The 19,282-nt window shown below is 71.8% G+C and carries 17 protein-coding genes; 8 read left to right on the top strand and 9 right to left on the bottom strand.

Annotated features, from left to right (window positions below; translation table 11 throughout):
• Positions 1–10 precede the first annotated feature (10 nt).
• Together ACPEH2_RS06330 and ACPEH2_RS06325 are read left to right on the top strand one after the other, a co-directional pair.
• Positions 11–2,869: an MMPL family transporter gene (locus ACPEH2_RS06330; RefSeq protein ID WP_359919893.1), complete on the top strand. Its 2,859-nt coding sequence runs from the start codon at positions 11–13 to the stop codon at positions 2,867–2,869.
• Positions 2,866–5,169 carry a YhgE/Pip domain-containing protein gene (locus ACPEH2_RS06325; protein WP_359919896.1) on the top strand — a complete coding sequence of 768 codons (2,304 nt, stop codon included), beginning with the start codon at positions 2,866–2,868 and terminating at the stop codon, positions 5,167–5,169. The genes ACPEH2_RS06330 and ACPEH2_RS06325 overlap by 4 nt, the downstream gene beginning before the upstream one ends.
• 242 nt (positions 5,170–5,411) lie before the next feature.
• On the opposite strand, the gene ACPEH2_RS06320 is transcribed toward ACPEH2_RS06325, so the two are convergent.
• From ACPEH2_RS06320 to ACPEH2_RS06290, 7 genes are read right to left on the bottom strand one after another with little or no spacing between them, the layout of a single operon-like run.
• On the bottom strand, positions 5,412–6,281 hold the full coding sequence (locus ACPEH2_RS06320; protein ID WP_311285368.1) for a metal-dependent hydrolase: 870 nt from the start codon (positions 6,279–6,281) through the stop codon (positions 5,412–5,414).
• A gap of 5 nt (positions 6,282–6,286) precedes the next feature.
• Entirely contained in the window at positions 6,287–7,315 is a 1,029-nt protein-coding gene (gene ccsB, locus ACPEH2_RS06315) for a c-type cytochrome biogenesis protein CcsB (RefSeq protein WP_253035512.1), read from the bottom strand.
• A 27-nt stretch (positions 7,316–7,342) separates the two neighbouring features.
• Positions 7,343–9,091: a cytochrome c biogenesis protein ResB gene (gene resB, locus ACPEH2_RS06310; RefSeq protein ID WP_359919900.1), complete on the bottom strand. Its 1,749-nt coding sequence runs from the start codon at positions 9,089–9,091 to the stop codon at positions 7,343–7,345.
• Positions 9,072–9,887: a cytochrome c biogenesis CcdA family protein gene (locus ACPEH2_RS06305; protein ID WP_359919903.1), complete on the bottom strand. Its 816-nt coding sequence runs from the start codon at positions 9,885–9,887 to the stop codon at positions 9,072–9,074. Before ACPEH2_RS06305 ends, resB begins: the two co-directional genes overlap by 20 nt.
• Entirely contained in the window at positions 9,884–10,483 is a 600-nt protein-coding gene (locus tag ACPEH2_RS06300; RefSeq protein WP_311285365.1) for a TlpA family protein disulfide reductase, read from the bottom strand. Before ACPEH2_RS06300 ends, ACPEH2_RS06305 begins: the two co-directional genes overlap by 4 nt.
• Positions 10,480–11,109, bottom strand: a complete 630-nt coding sequence (locus ACPEH2_RS06295; protein WP_359919906.1) for a histidine phosphatase family protein — start codon at positions 11,107–11,109, stop codon at positions 10,480–10,482. The genes ACPEH2_RS06300 and ACPEH2_RS06295 overlap by 4 nt, the downstream gene beginning before the upstream one ends.
• 24 nt (positions 11,110–11,133) lie before the next feature.
• Positions 11,134–11,814, bottom strand: coding sequence for a DedA family protein (locus tag ACPEH2_RS06290; RefSeq protein ID WP_359919909.1), 681 nt, complete (start codon positions 11,812–11,814; stop codon positions 11,134–11,136).
• 111 nt (positions 11,815–11,925) lie between these two features.
• Between ACPEH2_RS06290 and aspS the strand changes: the two genes are divergently transcribed.
• The 6 genes from aspS to ACPEH2_RS06260 all read left to right on the top strand — a co-directional run bounded on the left by aspS (position 11,926) and on the right by ACPEH2_RS06260 (position 18,634).
• Positions 11,926–13,266 (top strand): aspartate--tRNA(Asn) ligase, encoded by a 1,341-nt coding sequence (gene aspS / locus ACPEH2_RS06285; RefSeq protein ID WP_359919911.1) that lies wholly within the window; start codon positions 11,926–11,928, stop codon positions 13,264–13,266.
• An 87-nt stretch (positions 13,267–13,353) separates the two neighbouring features.
• Entirely contained in the window at positions 13,354–14,517 is a 1,164-nt protein-coding gene (locus ACPEH2_RS06280) for a mechanosensitive ion channel family protein (RefSeq protein ID WP_359919913.1), read from the top strand.
• Positions 14,518–14,653: 136 nt separating this feature from the next.
• Entirely contained in the window at positions 14,654–15,790 is a 1,137-nt protein-coding gene (locus tag ACPEH2_RS06275) for an ABC transporter substrate-binding protein (protein WP_359919916.1), read from the top strand.
• Positions 15,787–16,731 carry an ABC transporter permease gene (locus tag ACPEH2_RS06270; RefSeq protein ID WP_423718452.1) on the top strand — a complete coding sequence of 315 codons (945 nt, stop codon included), beginning with the start codon at positions 15,787–15,789 and terminating at the stop codon, positions 16,729–16,731. The genes ACPEH2_RS06275 and ACPEH2_RS06270 overlap by 4 nt, the downstream gene beginning before the upstream one ends.
• On the top strand, positions 16,728–17,531 hold the full coding sequence (locus tag ACPEH2_RS06265; RefSeq protein ID WP_359919918.1) for an ABC transporter permease: 804 nt from the start codon (positions 16,728–16,730) through the stop codon (positions 17,529–17,531). Before ACPEH2_RS06270 ends, ACPEH2_RS06265 begins: the two co-directional genes overlap by 4 nt.
• Positions 17,528–18,634 carry an ABC transporter ATP-binding protein gene (locus tag ACPEH2_RS06260; RefSeq protein ID WP_359919921.1) on the top strand — a complete coding sequence of 369 codons (1,107 nt, stop codon included), beginning with the start codon at positions 17,528–17,530 and terminating at the stop codon, positions 18,632–18,634. Before ACPEH2_RS06265 ends, ACPEH2_RS06260 begins: the two co-directional genes overlap by 4 nt.
• Before the next feature lie 5 nt (positions 18,635–18,639).
• Here ACPEH2_RS06260 and ACPEH2_RS06255 read toward each other — a convergent pair whose 3' ends face one another.
• Together ACPEH2_RS06255 and ACPEH2_RS06250 are read right to left on the bottom strand one after the other, a co-directional pair.
• A complete protein-coding gene (locus ACPEH2_RS06255) occupies positions 18,640–18,939 on the bottom strand; it encodes a Dabb family protein (RefSeq protein WP_359919924.1) in 300 nt (99 codons plus the stop codon).
• Complete coding sequence (locus ACPEH2_RS06250; RefSeq protein ID WP_197471660.1) at positions 18,936–19,193, bottom strand: glutaredoxin family protein; 258 nt, start codon at positions 19,191–19,193, stop codon at positions 18,936–18,938. The genes ACPEH2_RS06255 and ACPEH2_RS06250 overlap by 4 nt, the downstream gene beginning before the upstream one ends.
• Positions 19,194–19,282 lie beyond the last annotated feature (89 nt).

The following is a 19,282-nucleotide window of genomic DNA, read 5'->3' as shown; positions in this document are numbered from 1 at the left end:
AGGAGCGCCCGTGTCCACCATCCTCTTCACCCTCGGCCGATGGGCCTACCGCCACTCGTGGCGCGTGCTCATCGCGTGGATCGTCCTGCTCGGGATCGTCGGCGGCGGCGTCGCCCTCTTCGCCAAGAGCACCGACAACTCCTTCACGATCCCGGGCACCGAGGCGCAGCAGGGTCTCGAGCTGCTGAACCGCACGTTCCCGCAGGCGAGCGGCGCGAGCGCGCAGCTCATCGTCGTCGCGCCCGCGGGTGACACCGTCGAGGACCAGCCGCTCCGGGGAGAGATCGACGACCTGGTGACGACGCTCGGCGACATCGACGGCGTCACCTCGGCGACCTCGCCGTTCGACGAGATGGTCGACGGTCTCGTCTCCGACGACGCGCGGGCCGCACTCGTCCAGATGCAGTTCGACGGTCAGTCCACCGAGGTGACCGATGCGACGATCGCCGCGGTCGAGAAGGCCGCGACCGACTTCCACGACCAGCTGCCCGCCGGGGCGCAGTCGGCGCTCGGCGGAGACCTGTTCGCGACGTCCCTCCCGGCCCTGTCGATCGTCGAGGTGATCGGTGTGCTCGTCGCGCTCTTCGTCCTCATCGTGACGTTCCGCTCATTCGCCGTCGCCTGGTTCCCGCTCGTCAGCGCACTCATCGGCGTCGCCCTCGCGATCGCCCTCATCTTCATGTCGACCGCGGTCGCGTCGATCTCGTCGACCACCCCCATGCTCGCCGTGATGCTGGGGCTCGCAGTCGGCATCGATTACGCCCTGTTCATCGTGTCGCGCCACCAGGATCAGGTGCGCGCCGGCATGGACCCCGAGGAGTCCGCCGCCCGTGCCGTGGGCACCGCGGGCTCGGCGGTCGTGTTCGCCGGGGTGACGGTCATGATCGCCCTCGTCGGCCTCAGCATCGCCGGCATCCCGTTCCTGTCGACCATGGGCATCGCCGCCGCCGTCGCCGTGGCGGTGGCCGTCGCGGTCGCCGTCAGCCTGACACCGGCCCTCCTCGGGTTCGCGAGGGGCCGCGTGGTCGGCTGGGGCGGACGGATGTTGCAGCGCGGCGTCCCGACGCGACGCCGCAAGAAGGAGGCCGACGAGACCGAGGCCGAGGCCGACACGACGGATGCCGCGCCCGCGGCCCCGGCCGTCATGCCGCCCAACCGCTGGGTGATGCTCGTGACGCGGCATCCGGTCATCGCCACCGTCGCCGTCATCGTCGGTCTCGGAGTCATGGCGATCCCGTCCGCGAGCCTGCACCTCGCCCTGCCCAACGCAGGCGTGCAGCCGCCGTCGAGCCAGGCGCGTCAGGCCTACGACCTGAACGCGGAGTACTTCGGCGCGGGGTCGAACGGCCCCCTCGTCATGACCGGGACGATCGTGACCTCCACCGATCCGCTCGGCCTCATGGAAGACCTGAAGAAGGAGGTCGAGGCGATCCCCGGCGTCGAGCGGGTCGCGCTCGCCACGCCGAACGAGACCGCCGACACGGGCCTCATCCAGATCGTGCCGACGACGGCTCCCGACGATCCCGCGACCGCCGATCTCGTGCGCGAACTGCGGTCTCACCACGACGAGTGGGAGAAGGAGTACGGCGTCGACCTCAAGGTGACCGGCTACACCGCCGTCGGCATCGACGTCTCCGATCGTCTGGGCGCGGCCCTGCTGCCCTTCGGGGTCTTCGTCGTCGGGCTCTCCTTCATCCTCCTGATGATCGTCTTCCGGTCCATCTGGGTGCCGCTCAAGGCGACCCTGGGCTACCTGCTGTCGATCCTCGCCGCCTTCGGCGCGGTCGCCGCGGTGTTCGAGTGGGGCTGGCTCGCCGACCTCCTCCACGTCACGCGGACGGGCCCCGTCATCAGCTTCATGCCGATCATCCTCATGGGCGTGCTGTTCGGCCTGGCGATGGACTACGAGGTCTTCCTCGTCTCGCGCATGCGGGAGGACTTCGTCCACGCCGCCCGCGGGGGCCGCGCCGACCGCGCGACCGCCGTCGCCGCCGTCCGCTCCGGCTTCACCGCCTCGGCGCGCGTCGTCGTGGCCGCGGCCGTCATCATGTTCGCCGTCTTCGCGGCGTTCGTCCCCGAAGGCGACAGCTCGATCAAACCGATCGCCCTCGGGCTGGCCGTCGGCATCGCCGTCGACGCCTTCCTCGTGCGCATGACCCTCACCCCCGCCGTCATGGCCCTGCTGGGCGAGAAGGCGTGGTGGATGCCGCGCTGGCTCGAACGCCTGCTTCCCAAGGTCGACATCGAGGGCGAGGCGGTCGAGCACGAGCGCAGCCACGCCGACTGGCCCGAGCCGGACTACCGCGGCGCTCTGGCGGCCGACGACCTCGAGGTCCGCGCCGAGACCGCCGACACCGATCTCGTGCTGTTCTCCGGCGCGAGCGTCCGGCTCGACGACGGCGGCACGCTCCTCGTGACCGCCGACGACCCGCACGTCTCGCGGGCGTTCCTGCTGACCGTCGCCGGGCGCATCGAGCCGGCGGCCGGACTGCTCCGGGTCTCCGGGCACCTGCTGCCCGGGCGCGCGCCGTGGGTCCGCGCCCACGTCTCGGTCGCCGACCTCGCCGGCGCCGACGCCCCCCTCAGCGAGCTGCGCAGCGCCCTCGCCGGGCGCACGCGCTTCGTCGTGATCGCCGGGCTCGACACCCTGACCGGGGCATCCCGCGATCAGGCCGCCGCGCTCCTCCGCGACGCCGCCAACGCGGTCGCCGCGAAGGCCGGTGCGCTGACGATCGTCGCCTCGGCGCGCGACCTCGACGCGGCGCGGGTCCTCCTGGGCGACGCCTACCGGCCGAGGCCCGAGCTCCTGCGCCTCACCGCCCCCACCCTCCGCACGACCGACGCCGACACCCAGGTGATCCCCTCATGACTCTCCTCTTCGAACGCGCACAGACCCGACGGCCCGTCTCGTGGCTCACGCTGCTCGGCGTGCTCCTGCTGCCGGCCGTGATCGGCGGCATCCTGGTCGCGGCGCTCTACAACCCGACCGAGCGGCTCGACGCGATGAACACCGCCATCGTCAACAACGACGAGCCGGTCGAGGTGAACGGGCAGTTGACACCCCTCGGCCGCCTCCTGACCGCCGGACTCGTCGAGGGCTCCGACGACCTCGACAGCAACCTGACGTGGACGATCTCCAACGAGGACGACGCGACGGAGGGCCTCGAGGACGGCACGTACGACGCGATCGTCACCATCCCGAAGAATTTCTCGGCCGCCGCCACCTCGACCGCCCCCGGCGGCACGCCCGAGCGCGCGACGATCGAGCTGACGCCCTCCCCCGACGCGCGCATCGTCGACGACGCCATCACCAACCAGGTGACGAGTACCGCGGCATCCGTCCTCGGCGAACAGCTGACCACGACCTACCTCGAGAACGTGTTCCTCGGCTTCACCACCCTGAACGAGCAGCTCGGCAAGGCCGCCGACGGTGCGACGCAGCTCGCCGACGGCGCGACGAGCGCCGCCGACGGTGCCGCGCAGCTCGCCGACGGCGCGACGACCGCGGCCGACGGCGGCTACTCGCTCGCCGACGGCGTGCGGCAGCTGTCGTCCGGTGCGTCCGGCATCGCGTCGGGCGCGGGGGCGCTCTCCACCGGCGCGACCCGCATCGCCGACGGCGCCCGCGGCCTCGCCGACGGGGCCGGTACCGCGGCGGACGGCATCGACCGGCTCGCGGACGGCGCCGACCAGCTCGCGGACGGCGCGGCGAAGACCTCGACGGGCCTGGACGAGTGGGCCGCCGGTGCGCGGCCGATCGCCTCCGGCACGCAGGAACTCGCCGACGGGCTCACGAAGGCGGCCGAGCAGACCGCGGCCATCCCCGCGGTCCCGAGCGGCATCGTCGACGGGATCAAGGCGCTCACCGCCGACGGCGCGCAGAACCGCGAGGCGGTCAGGGCCGCCGTCGAGGCGATCTCGGCCGCCGCCGAGGCCTGCGATCCCGCGGTGGCGGGGGCCGAGCTGTGCGATTCGTTGACGGATGCCGCGGCCCAGGCGACGACGGCGCTCCCCGGCCTGCAGGCCACCGTCGGCGACGCGGAGCAGCTCGCGAAGGACATCGACACCCTCGCGAACTTCGGACCGAGCCTGACGCAGGGGCTGCAGACCTCCGCCGCCGCGGCCCAGCAGCTCGCGACCGGGATGGGGCAGCTCGCCGACGGCGCCGACCAGCTCGCCGGCGGGGCGGGCCAACTGTCCACCGGAGCCGCCGGGCTCGCCGACGGGGCAGGGCAAGCCGCGACGGGTGTGCGCCAGCTTGCGGGCGGCGCCGACCAGCTCGCGGGCGGCGCAGACCAGCTCGCCTCGGGCGCGGGGCAGCTGTCGACCGGGGCTCAGGCCCTCGCCACCGGCGCGGGGACCGCCGCCGACGGAACCGACCAGCTCGCCGACGGCGTGGGCGCGCTGGCGACCGGGGCCGGCGAGCTGTCGACCGGCGTCGGGAAGCTCGCCGACGGCACCGGCGACCTCGCCGGCGGCCTCGACCAGGCGGTCGACGGCGTACCCTCCTACACCGACGCGCAGGCGAAGGACCTCGCCGCGGTCGTGGCCGAGCCCGTCGTCGCCGACGGCACCGGCACGTCGCTGTTCGGGGCCTCGGCCGTCCCTCTCCTCGCGACGCTCGCCCTCTGGTTCGGCGGTCTCGCGTCCTTCGTCGTGCTGCAGGCGATCCCGCGCACGGCGCTGTCGTCGCGGCGGTCGTCCGCGGCCCTGGCGCTGCGAGCGCTCGCCCCGGGCGCCGCGGTCGGCGCGCTGCAGGGCGTGCTCGTCGCGGGTGTCGTCCAGCTCGCCGCCGGGTACGACCTCGGCGCGTGGGCGCTGTTCGCGGCGATGTGCGTCCTCGCCGGTGTCGCGTTCGCCGCGGTGAACCACGCGCTCGTCGCCCTCCTCGGCGGCATCGGGCGCTGGGTCTCGGTGCTCGTGGGCGTTCTGGCGGTCGCGACGGGCATCGTCTCCACCGTTCCGGGCACGCTCCTCGACGTCGCCGGGCTCCTGCCGACGGCGCCCGCGTACACAGCGATGCTGGCCGCATTGACGGATGCCGGAGGCGGCGCCCCCGCAGCGATCGCCCTCGTCGTCTGGACGGTGCTCGCGGTCGCCGCGAGCGTGCTCGCCGTCACACGGCACCGCTCCACGTCCGCCCGCGCGGTGCTCGCCCAGCCCGCCTGAGCGGCGGCGCCGGCCCGCGCGCCTGCCACTGCCACTGCCACTGCGACTGCGAGCCTCCTCGCTCACATCCGCCGAATCACCAACGGGCTGCCGAATCACCACCGGATTGCGGGCAGGCCGGTGGTGATTCGGCGCTCGAGTGGTGATTCGGCGCACAGGCCGGCTCGAGCGCGCGGAGCGCGGGGCGCGGGCGCGGGCGCGGGGCGCGGGCGCGGGCGCGGGGCGCGGGACGACCGCGCGGGTCAGTGGGCGAGGCGGATGCCGGTGGTCATCGTCAGCTCGACGCCACCGGGGACCTCGGCCGAGGCCAGGGCGACCGTGATGGCCTCGACCTCGGCGAGCGAGGTCAGGTGCGTGCCGCCGCACGGCAGCTCGACGGCACCTTCGGGCAGCTCGCAGCGCCACGTGCGCCGACCGGCGAGGGTGCGATCCTCGCGATGGACGCCGATGGCTCCGGGCGTCTCGGCCCAGCCGGCGAGCGTCGCGTTCGCGCGCTCCTCGACGGCGCGCAGGTCGTCGAGCGCAGCGGGGTCGAACCCCTTCCGGCGCAGCGACTTGCCGATACGGTAGACGTCGGTCGAGCCGTACGCCGTGATGCGGGACGTCTGGATCGCGAGCATGTCGAACGCGGGGTGACCCGCGGCATCCGTCGGAACCTCCTTCGTCCACGCATCCGCGAGGGCGGCGTCGAGGGCGAGGGATGCCAGGTGGCAGGCGGTGTGCCCGGCGGACAGCGCAGCGCGCAGCTCGGGATCGACGTACGCCTCTACGCTCTCGCCGACGGCGGGGGCAGGCGCGTCGACGACGTGGACGACGACGAACGTCCAGCCCTCGGCGCCCATGCGCACCGGGAGGTCCGAACCGATGACGAGGTCGCCCTCGCGGACTCCCCCGGTCAGGGCGGTGACGACGGGGAACTCGCCGGACGAGCTTCGCAGCACGCCGACGTCGGCGGGCTGATCGGGCCAGGCGGTGTCGACGGGGTGGAACGGAGTGCGATCGAGGACGATGCCCGTCCGCCCGTCGGCGAGTAGCACCGCGTGCACGACGGTCGCCGTTCCGGTGACGTCCCCGTCGGGGTAGGTCACGACGGTGGCGGGGATCTGCGTCACGAGGCTCAGCTGGACAGGCCGCTGTAGGAGTGCAGGCCCTTGAAGAACTGGTTCACGATCGTGAAGTTGAACAGCACCGACGTGAAGCCCACGATCGACAGCCACGCCGACCGGGTGCCGCGCCAGCCGCGCGTCGCGCGGGCGTGGATGTACCCGGCGTAGACGACCCAGATCACGAAGGTCCAGACCTCCTTCGTGTCGAAGCCCCAGTAGCGGCCCCACGCGTCATTGGCCCAGATGGCGCCGGCGATGAGGGTGAAGGTCCAGAGCACGAACCCGATGATCGCGAAGCGGTAGGCGAGGGATTCGAGGACGTCGGCGCTCGGCAGGGTGCGCAGGAACGGCAGGCGGGTGCGGGGCGCGGCATCCGACCCCACCGCGGCCAGCGCGAGGCGCTCGCGGCGCGACTGCAGCAACTGCACGACCGAGAGCGCGAACGCGATCGCGAAGAACGCCGACGCCAGCGACGCGACGAAGACGTGGATGACGAGCCAGACGCTCTTGAGCGGGTCGGACAGCGGCACGACCTCGACGTAGTACGCGAGGGCGGCGCCGCCGAGGAGGACGACGATGAGGCCGTTGATGAACGCGCCGAGGAAGCGCAGGTCGTACCTGACGAGCACCGTGAGGAAGACGGCGACGACGAGGAGCGTGCCGGTAAGGGCGAACTCGTAGTTGTTCGACCACGGCACCCGGCCCGCCGCGATGCCGCGCGTCACGTCGGCGCCGAGGTGGAACAGCCACGCGATCGTGGTGAGCACGACACCCAGTCGCGCGAACAGGTAGCGTCCGCGCTGCGACGGCGCGGCCTCGAGCGCGATCTTCGCGGCGGCCTCCTCCGCGCGGATCTCGTCGATCGTCTGCCCGCCGCCGGCGGCGACGAGCGTGCGCGCCTGCGTCTTGGCCTTGGCGTCCTGGGCGGCGATCGCGAGCTCGGACCGGCGCGCGAGGTCGACGGTGAAGGCGAGGAAGCCGAGCGTGTAGATCGCGATCGCGGTCCACAACAGCAGGACGGAGATGTCATCGAACGACATGGGGTCCTCCAGAGGAGATGGGTGGTTTCAGTCTACGTTCGCCGGGCTGACCGGGGCGGATGCCGGTTGCTCACCCAACGCGGTGCCGTGGCGGCGGGCGAGGTCGGCGACCGCGACGGCGATGGCCGGGTCCTCGCCGCGGGCCAAGCCCGCGTACTCGATGCGCACCTCGTCGTCGCCGACCGGGGTCGCCTTCACCCACATCCGGCGGCGCGGCACGAACAGCGCCGTGAACAGCCCGAGCATGGCGAGGATCGCGAACACGAGCACCCACGTGGCGCTCGAGTCGTTGTTGATCGACAGCGAGACGTACCGCTTGACCGACTCGGGTGCGCCTGCGCTGCGCTCATCCTCGAAGGTCACCGTGCCGCGGCCGCCGGGCAGGTCGATCGTCTGCCCGGGTGAGAGCTCGAGCGAGGGGGCGTCGGCGTTGCGGCCCGCGATCTCGGTCATGCCGTCGGTGTCGAGCGCGTACACCGAGCGCGGCGTGCCGTCGTCGATGCCGAGGTCACCCTCGTACACGAAGAAGGTCAGCCGCGGGTCGAGGAGGTCGCCGTACGCCGACGTCAGCGCACCGGTGTCGAGCTCGGCGACCGTCGGGTAGAAGAAGCCGACCATGCCGAGCTGCTCGCCGCCCGTGTCGGGGATCTTCACGACGCCCTGCGAGGTCATCGTCGCGCTCTGCGGCAGGAACGGGACCGACTCGCTGAACACGACGTCGCCGGCGCCGTTGCGCACCGTGATCGTCGGCGCGTAGCCGTTGCCCATGAGGTAGACCCGGTCGCCAGCCATCGTGATCGGGTGGTTCACCTCGATCACCTGGTCTTCGGGGTCCTGACCCGGGAAGCGGGTCGTGACGTGGGCGGCGAAGTCGCCCGCCTGCCCCGAGCCGGGCGCGTAGGTCACGTCGAACCGATCGAGGGTGATCGAGTACGGCGTCAGCGCCTCGGTGTCGACGAACCGGCCGGGGTTGAACGACGTGTAGCCGAGGCCGAGCGAGTTGACAAAGCCGTCGCCCTCGGTGATCACGGTCTGCCCCGTGTAGGTGAAGCCGCCGCCGATGCCGACGGACAGGAGCACGCCGACGAGGGCGCCGTGGAAGATCAGGTTGCCCGTCTCGCGCAGGTAGCCGCGCTCGGCCGAGACCGAGGCGACGCCGTTCCGGTCGTAGCGCTCGACGCGGTAGCGGGCCGAGCGCAGCTGCGCCTCGGCGAGGTCGACGGCGTGCGCGGCGTGCCCCGCGGCATCCTTTCCCTCGGGCACCGCGACCGTCGTCTCGCTGTGGTCGGCGAGCCGCGAGAGCCGCACGGGGGTCCGCGGCGGGCGGGCCCGCAGCGCCTTCCAGTGGTGCTTCGTGCGCGGGAGGACGCATCCGATCAGCGAGATGAACAGCAGGATGTAGATCGCCGAGAACCACACCGAAATGTACACGTCGAACAGCTGCAGCGCGTCGAACGTCGGGTACAGATCGGGGTTCGTGGCGCGCCACTGCGTGACGCCGTTCGGGTCGGCGCTGCGCTGGGGCACGAGCGATCCGGGGATTGCGGCGATCGCGAGCAGCAGCAGGAGGACGAGGGCCGTCCGCATGCTCGTCAGTTGACGCCAGCCCCACCGGAGCCACCCGACGAAACCCAGCGCGGGCTGGGTGATGCCGTCGGACTCCTCGCGCCCGCGCACGGCGGGGTCGAGGCGGTCCTCGGTGCGGTCGAGGTGGTCGCCCGGTCGGAGCGGGCCGTCGACGACGTCGGCGCGCGGGTCAGAGGAACGTCGGGACACCGGCCACCACCCCCTGGAACGAGGCCATCAGGGTCGTCCAGATCCCCGTCACCATGAGGAGGCCGAGGAGGACGAGCATCGCACCGCCGATGATGTTGACGACGCGGATGTGGCGGCGGATGAACGCGACCGACCGCGTCGCCCACGACGCACCGAGGGCGAGCAGGACGAAGGGGATGCCGAGGCCCAGCGAGTACGCGACGGCGAGCAGACCCGCGCGCGTCGGATCGGCCTGGCTGTAGGCCATGCTCAGGATCGTCGCGAGGGTCGGGCCGATGCACGGCGCCCAGCCGACGCCCATCGCCACCCCGAGCAGCGGCGCCCCGACGAGTCCGAGGTTCTGCGTGAGCGGCGGACGGTAGGTGCGCTGCGCGAGTCCGAACACTCCCACGAAGATCAGGCCCATGACGATCACCACGGCGCCGAGCACCCGCGTGATGACCTCTTCGTACTGCAGGAAGAGGCGCCCGAGGCTTCCCGCGAACACCCCCATCGACAGGAACACGACGGTGAACCCGGCGATGAACAGCAGCACGCCGACGACGAGTCGGCCGCGTCCGACGGCGGGACGGGCGGGTGCCGCGGTCGCCGTGGCGACGCCGGTGCCGGATGCCGCGGCCCGGGCCACCGGCATCCATCGTCCCTCCTTCGGGGTCATCGCGCCGCCGAGGAAGCCGAGATAGCCGGGGACGAGCGGGAGGACGCAGGGCGAGAGGAACGAGACCAGACCGGCGAGCGCGGCGATCGGGATCGCGATCCAGAGCGCCCCGTCCGCGACGACCGCGCCGGGGTTCACTGCTCCTCCGCCAGGGTGTCCTCGACGAGGTCGCGGAGGGTCGTGGCATCCGGCAGCTGGCCGAACAGGCGCGCGGCCACGCGCCCCTCGCGGTCGACGACGAGGGTCGTCGGGGCCGCCTGCAGCGAGGTCCAGTCGGCGAACGCGAGCTTCAGGTCGACGTCGCCGCGGGCGAGGATCGACGGGTAGGTGATGCCGTAGGTCTCGTCGAACGACGTGGCCTGCTCGGGGCCGTCGTAGATGTTGACGCCGAGGAACTGGGCGCCGTCGGCCTTCGTGTCCTGGAACGTCTCCTCGAGGACGGGCGCCTCGGCGCGGCAGGGGCCGCAGGCGGCGTACCAGAAGTTCAGCACGACGACGTCGCCCGCGAAGTCGTCGCTCGAGATCGTCGACCCGTCGACGGCGGTCCCCGAGAACGAGAGCGCCTCGCCGCGCTTGTCGGCGGGGATCGTCTCGACCCGCCCGTCGCTGGAGATGAAACCCTGTGTGTTGCCTTCGCGGTAGAGGTTCGCGAGGTCATCGTTCTGCCCCGAGCAGGCGGCGAGGCCCGCGGTGAGCGCGATCGCCGCGACGGCGGCGAGGATGCGGCGCCTCATACGGCCCCCACGTCCACGGCGCCCGTGGTCGGGGCGGGCTCGACGTAGTCGACCTCGCGCCACACGTCGCCCGCGAGCTCGAAGCTCGTGATGCTCGACAGGTCGCACCGGCGTCGGCGCGGGTCGTGCCGCAGCGGCAGGCCCGCGACCGAGAGGTGCGTGATCCAGATCGGCAGCTGGTGCGAGACGATGACGGCGTCGCCCGACGGGGTCCGGTTCCACGCGTCGCGCATCGCGGCCTGCATGCGCTCGACCACGTCGAGGTAGGCCTCGCCCCAGCTGGGGAGGGCGGGGGTGCGCAGGTGCCACCAGTTGAGCGGGTTGCGCAGGGCACGCTGCATCCGCTTGCCCTCGAAGACGTTCGTCGGCTCGAGGACGCGGGCGTCGATGACGGGCGTGAGGCCGAACAGCTCCGCGATCGGCGCCGCTGACTCGCGTGCCCGTTCGAGGGGCGAGGACACGAGCGACTTCACCGGTCGCCCCTGCGCCTTCAGGTGCTCGGCCGCGAAGCGTGCCATGTCGCGGCCGTCGTCGCTCAGATGGAAACCCGGGAGGCGTCCGTACAGCACGCGCTCGGGGTTATGGACCTCCCCGTGGCGCACGAGATGGAGGCGGGCGGCGGGCACCCCTCCAGTCTACGTGCGGCCCTCCTATGCCGGGCCTGAGCGCCGGTCGCGCACGGCGGCGCGGATGCGGACGAACAGGAACCACGCCACCAGCAGGACGACGACGACGATGACGATGTTCTGGAACACCCCCGCGTACTGCTCGACGATGTGCCAGTTCTCGCCGAGGAAGAAGCCTGCGAGCACGAAGATCGAGTTCCAGATGAGGCTGCCCGCCGCGGTGAGGAGGCCGAACTTCCACCAGGGCATCTTCGAGACGCCCGCCGGGATCGAGATGAGGCTGCGGAAGAGGGGCACCATCCGGCCGAAGAACACGGCCGCGGACCCGTGACGGTCGAACCAGGCGACCGTCTTCGTGACGTCCTCGCCCTTCATGAGCGGCATCTTCTCGGCGACGCGCGTGAGGCGCTCGGCGCCGAGCACGCGGCCGAGCCCATACAGGAGGTAGGCGCCGGCGACCGATCCGAACGTGGTCCAGCCGATCGCCTCGGCGAGGGTGAACGAGCCGCGCGACGCGGCGAGACCGGCGACCGGCAGCACCGCTTCGCTCGGGATCGGCGGGAACAGGCTCTCGAGACCGACCGCGATCGCCGCGCCGATCGGACCGATCGTCTCCATCAGCGTCACGAGCCAGTCGGCCAGCGCGGAGAGCCAGGAGCCGCCGCCGGAGCCGGAGGCGGACGCGGCGTGGAACATGTCGGTCATCGGGTGCTCTCTCGCGCTCGGTGATCGGATGCCCGGCCGGGCCCCCTGTGGTGCTCCAGCTTAAGCGGGCGGGCATGGGCGCCGGCTGGGTGCCGCGTAGACTCGTCCCTCGTGAGTGAACGCACCCTCGTCCAGCAGCTGCAGTCCCGTGAAGACGGTCCCGTCTCGGTCTCCGGATGGGTCGAGACCGTCCGTGATCAGAAGAAGGTGCAGTTCGTCATCCTCCGCGACGAGACCGGCGCGGTGCAGCTCGTGAATCCCGCGACCCGTCCGGCCGAGGACGGCGCGGAGCAGGATGCCGCGGCCCTGGCGCTCACCGACCTGATCTCGAACCTGTCGACCGGCACCTTCCTGACCGCGACGGGCGAGCTCAAGCACGACGAGCGGGTCAAGCTCGGCGGTGTCGAGATCAAGATCAGCGGACTCGAGATCGCGGCCGCCGCCCTCCCCGAGACGCCGATCGCGGCCGACTCGGGTCTCGACAAGCGCATGGACTGGCGCTTCATCGACCTGCGCCAGCGCCGCAACAACCTGGTGTTCCGGGTGCAGACGACCCTCGAGCACGCGATGCGCTCGTACTGGATCGAGCGCGACTACATCGAGGTCCACTCCCCCAAGCTCATGGCGTCGCCCTCGGAGTCCAACGCCGAGCTGTTCGAGGTTCCCTACTTCGAGGAGAAGACGGCCTACCTCGCGCAGAGCCCGCAGTTCTTCAAGCAGATGGCCCAGGTCGCCGGCTTCGGCAAGATCTTCGAGATCGCCCCCGCGTTCCGCGCCGACCCCTCCTTCACCTCGCGCCACGCGACCGAGTTCACCTCGATCGACGCCGAGATCAGCTGGATCGACTCGCACGAGGACGTCGCGCGCATGCAGGAGGAGCTCCTGCAGACCGCGATCCGCGCCGTCGCCGAGAAGCATGGCGACGAGATCAAGGCCCTTTTCGACATCGACGTGGTCGTCCCCGAGCTGCCGTTCCCCCGCATCCCGCTCGCCGAGGCGCGCGAGATCGTCGCGGCCCGCGGCTACGACATCCCCCGCACCGACGGCGACCTCGACCCCGAGGGCGAGCGTCAGATCGCCGCGCACGTGCAGGAGACCTACGGTCACCAGTTCGTGTTCATCACCGACTACCACCCCGAGATCCGCGCGTTCTACCACATGCGCGACGACGAGACCGGGCTGACGAAGTCGTACGACCTGCTCTTCAACGGCGTCGAGATCACGACCGGCGCGCAGCGCGAGCACCGCGTCGACGTCCTCATCGAGCAGGCGAAGGAGAAGGGTCTCGACCCCGAGCACCTCGACTTCTACCTCGACTTCTTCCGCTTCGGCGCCCCGCCCCACGGCGGCTTCGGCATGGGCCTGGCCCGTGTCCTCATGCTGCTGCTCGGGCAGGACTCGATCCGCGAGGTCACCTACCTCTTCCGCGGACCCACCCGTCTGGCGCCGTAAGGCGAGACCCGCACGTTCGGCAAGCGCTCGGCTTCGGCCGGGCGCTCGTCGTATCGTGGCTGATTCCCCGATGGAAGGATCAGCTGCATGTGGGATGGATGGATGGACTTCGCGATCGCGACCCTCGTCGGGATCGCGGTCGGGATCGTCGTCGCCGTCGTCGCGACGATCGTGCTGGCGATCGTCGCGCGCCGTCGCCGGTGGGCGGGGGTCCTGAGCCGGCAGTCCCGGGCACCGTTCCGGATGCTGCTGCTCGTCGTCGCCCTCTGGGCCGCCGTGCGTGCGGCGTTCCCCGATGACACGTGGCGCGGCATCCTGGATCAGCTCCTCACGATCCTCATCATCGCGGCGAGCGCGTGGCTGCTGGCCTCGCTCGTCGTGGTCGCCACCGACGTCGCGCTCGGCCGCTACCGCATCGATGTGCCCGACAACCGGGTGGCCCGCCGCATCCGCACCCAGACCCTCGTCGTGCGACGCCTCGCCATCGCGATCATCGTCATCATGGGCATCGGGGCGGTCCTTCTGACCTTCGACGCGGTCCGGGCGATCGGGGCGAGTGTGCTCGCGTCGGCAGGGATCGCGTCGATCGTCGCGGGCCTCGCCGCACAGTCCGTCCTCGCGAACGTCTTCGCGGGGCTGCAGATCGTCTTCAGCGATGCGCTGCGTGTCGACGACGTCGTCGTCGCCGACGGCGAGTGGGGGCGCGTGGGCGAGATCACCCTCAGCTACGTCGTGCTCGATCTGTGGGACGACCGCCGCCTCGTCCTGCCGTGCACCTACTTCACGACGACCCCGTTCGAGAACTGGACCCGGAGGGGCTCGGAGCTCCTCGGCGCCGTCGAGATGGACCTCGACTGGAACGTCTCCCCCGACCGGATGCGGGAGCACCTGCACGACGTCGTGGGGGCGACCGAGCTCTGGGACGGGCGCACGGCCGTGCTGCAGGTGACCGACGCGGTCGCCGGCTACGTGCGCGTCCGCATCCTCGTGACGGCGAAAGACGCTCCGACGCTCTTCGACCTGCGCTGCCTGGTCCGCGAGGCGATGGTCACCTGGGTGCAGCGCACCCTGCCCGACGCCGTGCCCGTGCAGCGGGTGCGGATGACGGATACCGCCGGTGCGGCACCGGCCGACGACCCCGCGGCACGCCCCCACGACGGTCTTTTCACGGGCAGCGTCGAGGCCGAGCGCCGCGCATCGACCTTCACGAACGCGATCCAGATCGTGCGCGAGTCCGACGCCGAGCGCTGAACGGGCATCCGTCGCCTGGGCGTCACCGTCCGTTCATCCGCCGTGGGCCCGCCATCCATCCGGCGGTCGTAGCTTCCCCTCGTCCCCCCGTGCGCCGCGCTCATCAGCGCGCGCAGGATCACCCGAGAGGAACCGCATGTCCCGTCCCTTCCCGCGCCGCGCGTCCGTCGCCGTCGGCCTCACCACCATCGCCGCGCTGTCACTGGCGGCCTGCGCCGGCAGCCCCGACGCCGAGAACGCCGCCGGCGAGACGTCGGTGGCCGCCACCGCGACGAGCGTCACCGACTTCGGCTCGTTCGCCGACCTGGAGGCCGCGGCCAAGGCCGAGGGCAACCTGAACGTCATCGCGCTCCCCCGCGACTGGGCCAACTACGGCGAGATCCTCGACCTCTTCGCCGAGCGCTACCCCGAGATCACGATCAACGAGCAGTCGCCCGACATCTCGAGCGCCGAGGAGATCACCGCCGCCGAGACGAACGAGGGCCTCGACACCGCTCCAGACGTCTTCGACCTGGGCCTCACCGTCGCCCTGCAGAACACCGACCGCTTCGCCCCCTACAAGGTGCAGACGTGGGACGAGATCCCCGACGCGCTCAAGGAGCCGACGGGTCTGTTCGTGGGCGACTACGGCGGGTACATGTCGGTCGGCTACGACTCGGCGAAGTTCGACGCCCCCGCCGAGCTCGACGACCTGCTCGGCGACGGGTTCCGCGGCTCGGTCGCCATCAACGGCGACCCCACGCAGGCGGGCGCGGCCTTCGCCGCCGTGGGCCTGGCCGCCGTGCAATCGGGCGGGACGCTCGACGACTTCCAGCCCGGCATCGACTTCTTCAGCGAGCTGAACAAGGCCGGCAACATGCTCAAGCTCGACGTCACGAGCGCCACGGTCGCGAGCGGCGAGACCCCCGTCGTCTTCGACTGGGACTACCTCAACGCCGCGCACAAGGCCGACGTCCCCACCTGGGAGACGGTGGTCTTCGACGGTGTGGGCTACGCCGGGTACTACAACCAGGCCATCAACGTCGACGCCCCGAACCCGGCCGCCGCTCGGCTCTGGCAGGAGTTCCTCTACAGCGACGAGGTGCAGAACCTGTGGCTGAAGGGCGGGGCGCGCCCCGTCCGCATGGAGGCGATGACGGATGCCGGCACGATCGACGCCGAGCTGGCCGCCGCGCTCCCCGAAGCCCCGGCCGAGACCGTCGTACCGACCGAGGCGCAGTCGACCGACGCGGGCGAGCTGCTGGGCGCGAACTGGGCCGCCGCGGTCCAGTGACCGCCACGGCACCGGCGGGGATCCCGGCGACGGGCGTCCCGCACGGCGCCCCCGAGGGGTCGGAGCAGCACGCTCCGGCCCCTCGCGGGCGGCGCCGCATCGACTGGTCGTGGCTCGGCCTCGTGCCGTTCGCCGTCTACCTGGCGGCCTTCCTCGTCCTGCCCACCGTCCTCGCCCTCGCGACCGGGTTCGTCGACGGGGCGGGAGCCCTCACGGGGGACAACCTCGCGGCGCTCGTCGATCCGGTCGTCCTCGCCACCTTCGCGAACTCGACCTGGGTGTCCCTCCTGACCGCCCTGATCGGCGCGGTGGTCGGCGCCCTCGTCTGCCTCGCGATGCTGGGGCTCCCCGAGACCGGGATCGTGCGGACGACGGTGGATGCGGCATCCGGGGTCCTCGCGCAGTTCGGCGGCGTGATGCTCGCCTTCGTCCTGATCGCGACCATCGGGACGCAGGGCGTCGTGACCCGCCTGCTCAGCGACCTCTTCGGGCTGCAGATCTTCGCCGGCGGGGCGTGGATCTACGCGCTGCCGGGGCTCATCCCGGCCTACATCATCTTCCAGGTGCCCCTCATGGTCATCACCTTCATGCCGGCGCTGTCGGCGCTCAAACCGCAGTGGCTCGAGGCGCACCTCACCCTCGGCGGCACCCGGCGCGGCTTCTGGCCGCAGATCGGGATGCCGGTCCTCGCCCCGTCCTTCCTCGCCAGCTTCCTGCTGCTGTTCGCGAACGCGTTCTCGTCGTACGCGACGGCGGCCGCCCTCGCCAGCCAGGGGTCGCAGATCGTTCCGCTGCAGATCCGTACCGCCCTCACGAGCGAGACCGTGCTCGGACGCGAGAACCTCGCCGGTGCGCTCGCCCTGGGGATGATCGTCGTGGTCGCCGTCGTCATGGTCGCGTACACCCTCATCCAGCGCCGCGCCGCCCGGTGGCAGTCGTGAGCCGCGCGACCCTCGCCCCGTCGGCGGCGACGCGCTGGGCGATCGGACTCCTCGTCGGGGCGGTCTTCGCCGTCCCGTTCGTCGCGACGGCCCTGTTCACCCTGACCGCCGCCGACGGCTCGCTCACCCTCGACCGCTGGGCGGCCCTGTTCGACCCGGCGCTCTCGGCGAAGTACCGGCCGGTGTGGACGGGCCTCGTCAACTCGCTCATCCTCGCGGCGGTGACGGTGGCGATCGTCCTTCTGGTGTTCGCGCCGACGATGGTGCTGGTGAAACTGCGGTTCCCGCGCCTGCGCCGCGCTTTCGAGTTCCTCGCCCTGCTTCCCATCACGATCCCCGCGATCGTCCTCGTGGTCGGCTTGGCCCCCATCTACCTGCAGATCGGCCGCACCTTCGGGACGGGCGCCTGGACCCTCGCCTTCGCCTACGGGGTGCTCGTCCTGCCGTTCGCCTACCGCTCGATCCAGGCCGCGATCGACGCCGTCGACCTCGCGACGCTGACCGAGGCCGCCCGCACCCTCGGCGCGGGGTGGGGCACCGTGCTGGTGCGCGTGGTCGCTCCGAACCTGCGACAGGGGCTGCTCGCGGCATCCCTCATCTCCGTCGCGGTCGTCCTGGGAGAGTTCACCATCGCCTCGCTGCTGAACCGGCAGGTGCTGCAGACCGGGCTCGTCGTCATCAACAAGCAGGATGCCTGGGCCTCCGCGATCTTCACGCTGCTGGCCCTCGCGTTCGCCTTCGTCCTGCTCCTCGTCATCGGCCGCGCGGGACGCGTCGGCACCGGAAGGAAGACCCCGTGACCCTCGAATCCACCCCCACCGCCCGGATCCTCCCCCGCACCGCCGACAACACCCTGCTCGCCGGCGCGAGCGAGGGGACGCGGGTCGAGCTGCGCGGCATCGTGAAGGACTACGGCCCGACCCGCGTGCTGCACGGCGTCGACCTGGACGTCGCTCCCGGCGAGTTCGTGTCGTTGCTGGGGCCGTCCGGATGCGGCAAGACCACCGCCCTGCGTGTCATCGCCGGCCTGGAGGACGCGACCGGCGGGATCGTCGCGTTCGGCGGAACGGACGTCTCACGGACGCCGACGAACAAGCGCGACATCGGGATGGTGTTCCAGGCGTACTCGCTCTTTCCGCACCTGCGCGTCGTCGACAACGTCGCCTTCGGGCTGCGCCGGCGGCGCGTCGACACCGCCACCGCGCGCCGCCGATCGGGCGAGGCGCTCGAGCTCGTCGGCCTCGACCACCTCGCCGACCGCTTCCCGCACCAGCTCTCCGGCGGACAGCAGCAGCGCGTCGCCCTCGCTCGCGCCTTGGTGACCGAGCCGCGGGTGCTCCTCCTCGACGAGCCGCTCTCGGCGCTCGACGCCAAGGTGCGGGTCCAGCTCCGCGACGAGATCCGCCGCATCCAGCTGCGCCTCGGGATCACGACCGTGTTCGTCACGCACGACCAGGAGGAGGCGCTCGCGGTCTCGGACCGCATCGCCGTCATGGCAGCGGGCCGCATCGCGCAGATCGGCACCCCCGAGGACCTGTATCTACGACCCGCCACCCCCGAGGTCGCCGGGTTCGTCGGGCTCTCCAGCGCCGTCCCGGGGACCGCCGCGGCCCGAGCGGTCGAGGTCTGGGGCACGTCCGTCCCGATCCTCGGCGACGCTCCCGACGGCCCCGTCGAGGCGCTCATCCGCCCCGAGAACGTGCGCCTGGTGGGCGCGGGCGAGGGCATCGGCGCCGTCGTCGAGGAGAGCACGTTCCTCGGCAGCATCCGCCGCACCCTGGTACGCACCGACGACGGCGCGCTGGTGCGGCTGCAGCATCCCGCCGACGACCGACTCGAGTACGGCGAACGGGTCCGCATCGCCGTGGCGCCGGTCCCGGTGCCCGTCCGGCCCCGCGGCTGAGGCTCTCAGACCTCGAAGTCGACGGCCATGCGTCCGCCGGCGACGCTGCGGATGTACGCGGCGACCTCCTGATGCGCGGGATGCGTCTGGTACGCCTCGAGCGCGTCGAGGTCGTCGACGTCCATCACGAGCGAGACGTCGGCGTTCGCCTCGGGGACGGCGACGTTGGTCCCCACGCTGAGGGTGCGGATGACGGGCACGGCGGTCTCGAGACCCCGCAAGAGGCGCACGACCTCGGCGGCGTGCTCGGCACGGGTGTCCGCGTCGGCGGCCGCCATCTTCCAGATCACGACGTGGCGGATCATGCGGAGGCCTTCTCGACGAGCGCGGCGCGTAGCCGGTCGGCGGACACGCGCCAGTGCGCGTGCAGGTCGCCGTCGATGAGGACCACGGGGATCTTCTCCCACCATGTCGCGTACAGGGCCGGGTCCTCGGTGATCGACAACTCCTCGACGTCGACCCGCCCCTCGGGGAGTTCGGCGACGACGGCGTCGACGATCTCGCGTGCGACGTCGCAGAGGTGGCAGTCGGGTTTGGAGATGAGGGTGAGTGCGGTCACGGCATCCATTCTCCCCCGCTCATCCACGCCGCGGACGCAACACGAAGCGCCCCGACGTCCGGCGGACCGGACGGGGGCGCTTGTGTGCG

Source organism: Microbacterium sp. NPDC064942 (assembly GCF_049545525.1).
Classification (GTDB): Bacteria; Actinomycetota; Actinomycetes; order Actinomycetales; family Microbacteriaceae; genus Microbacterium; species Microbacterium gawkjiense.
Note: the sequence above shows the minus strand (reverse complement) of the source record. Positions and strands in the feature narration are given on the sequence as shown.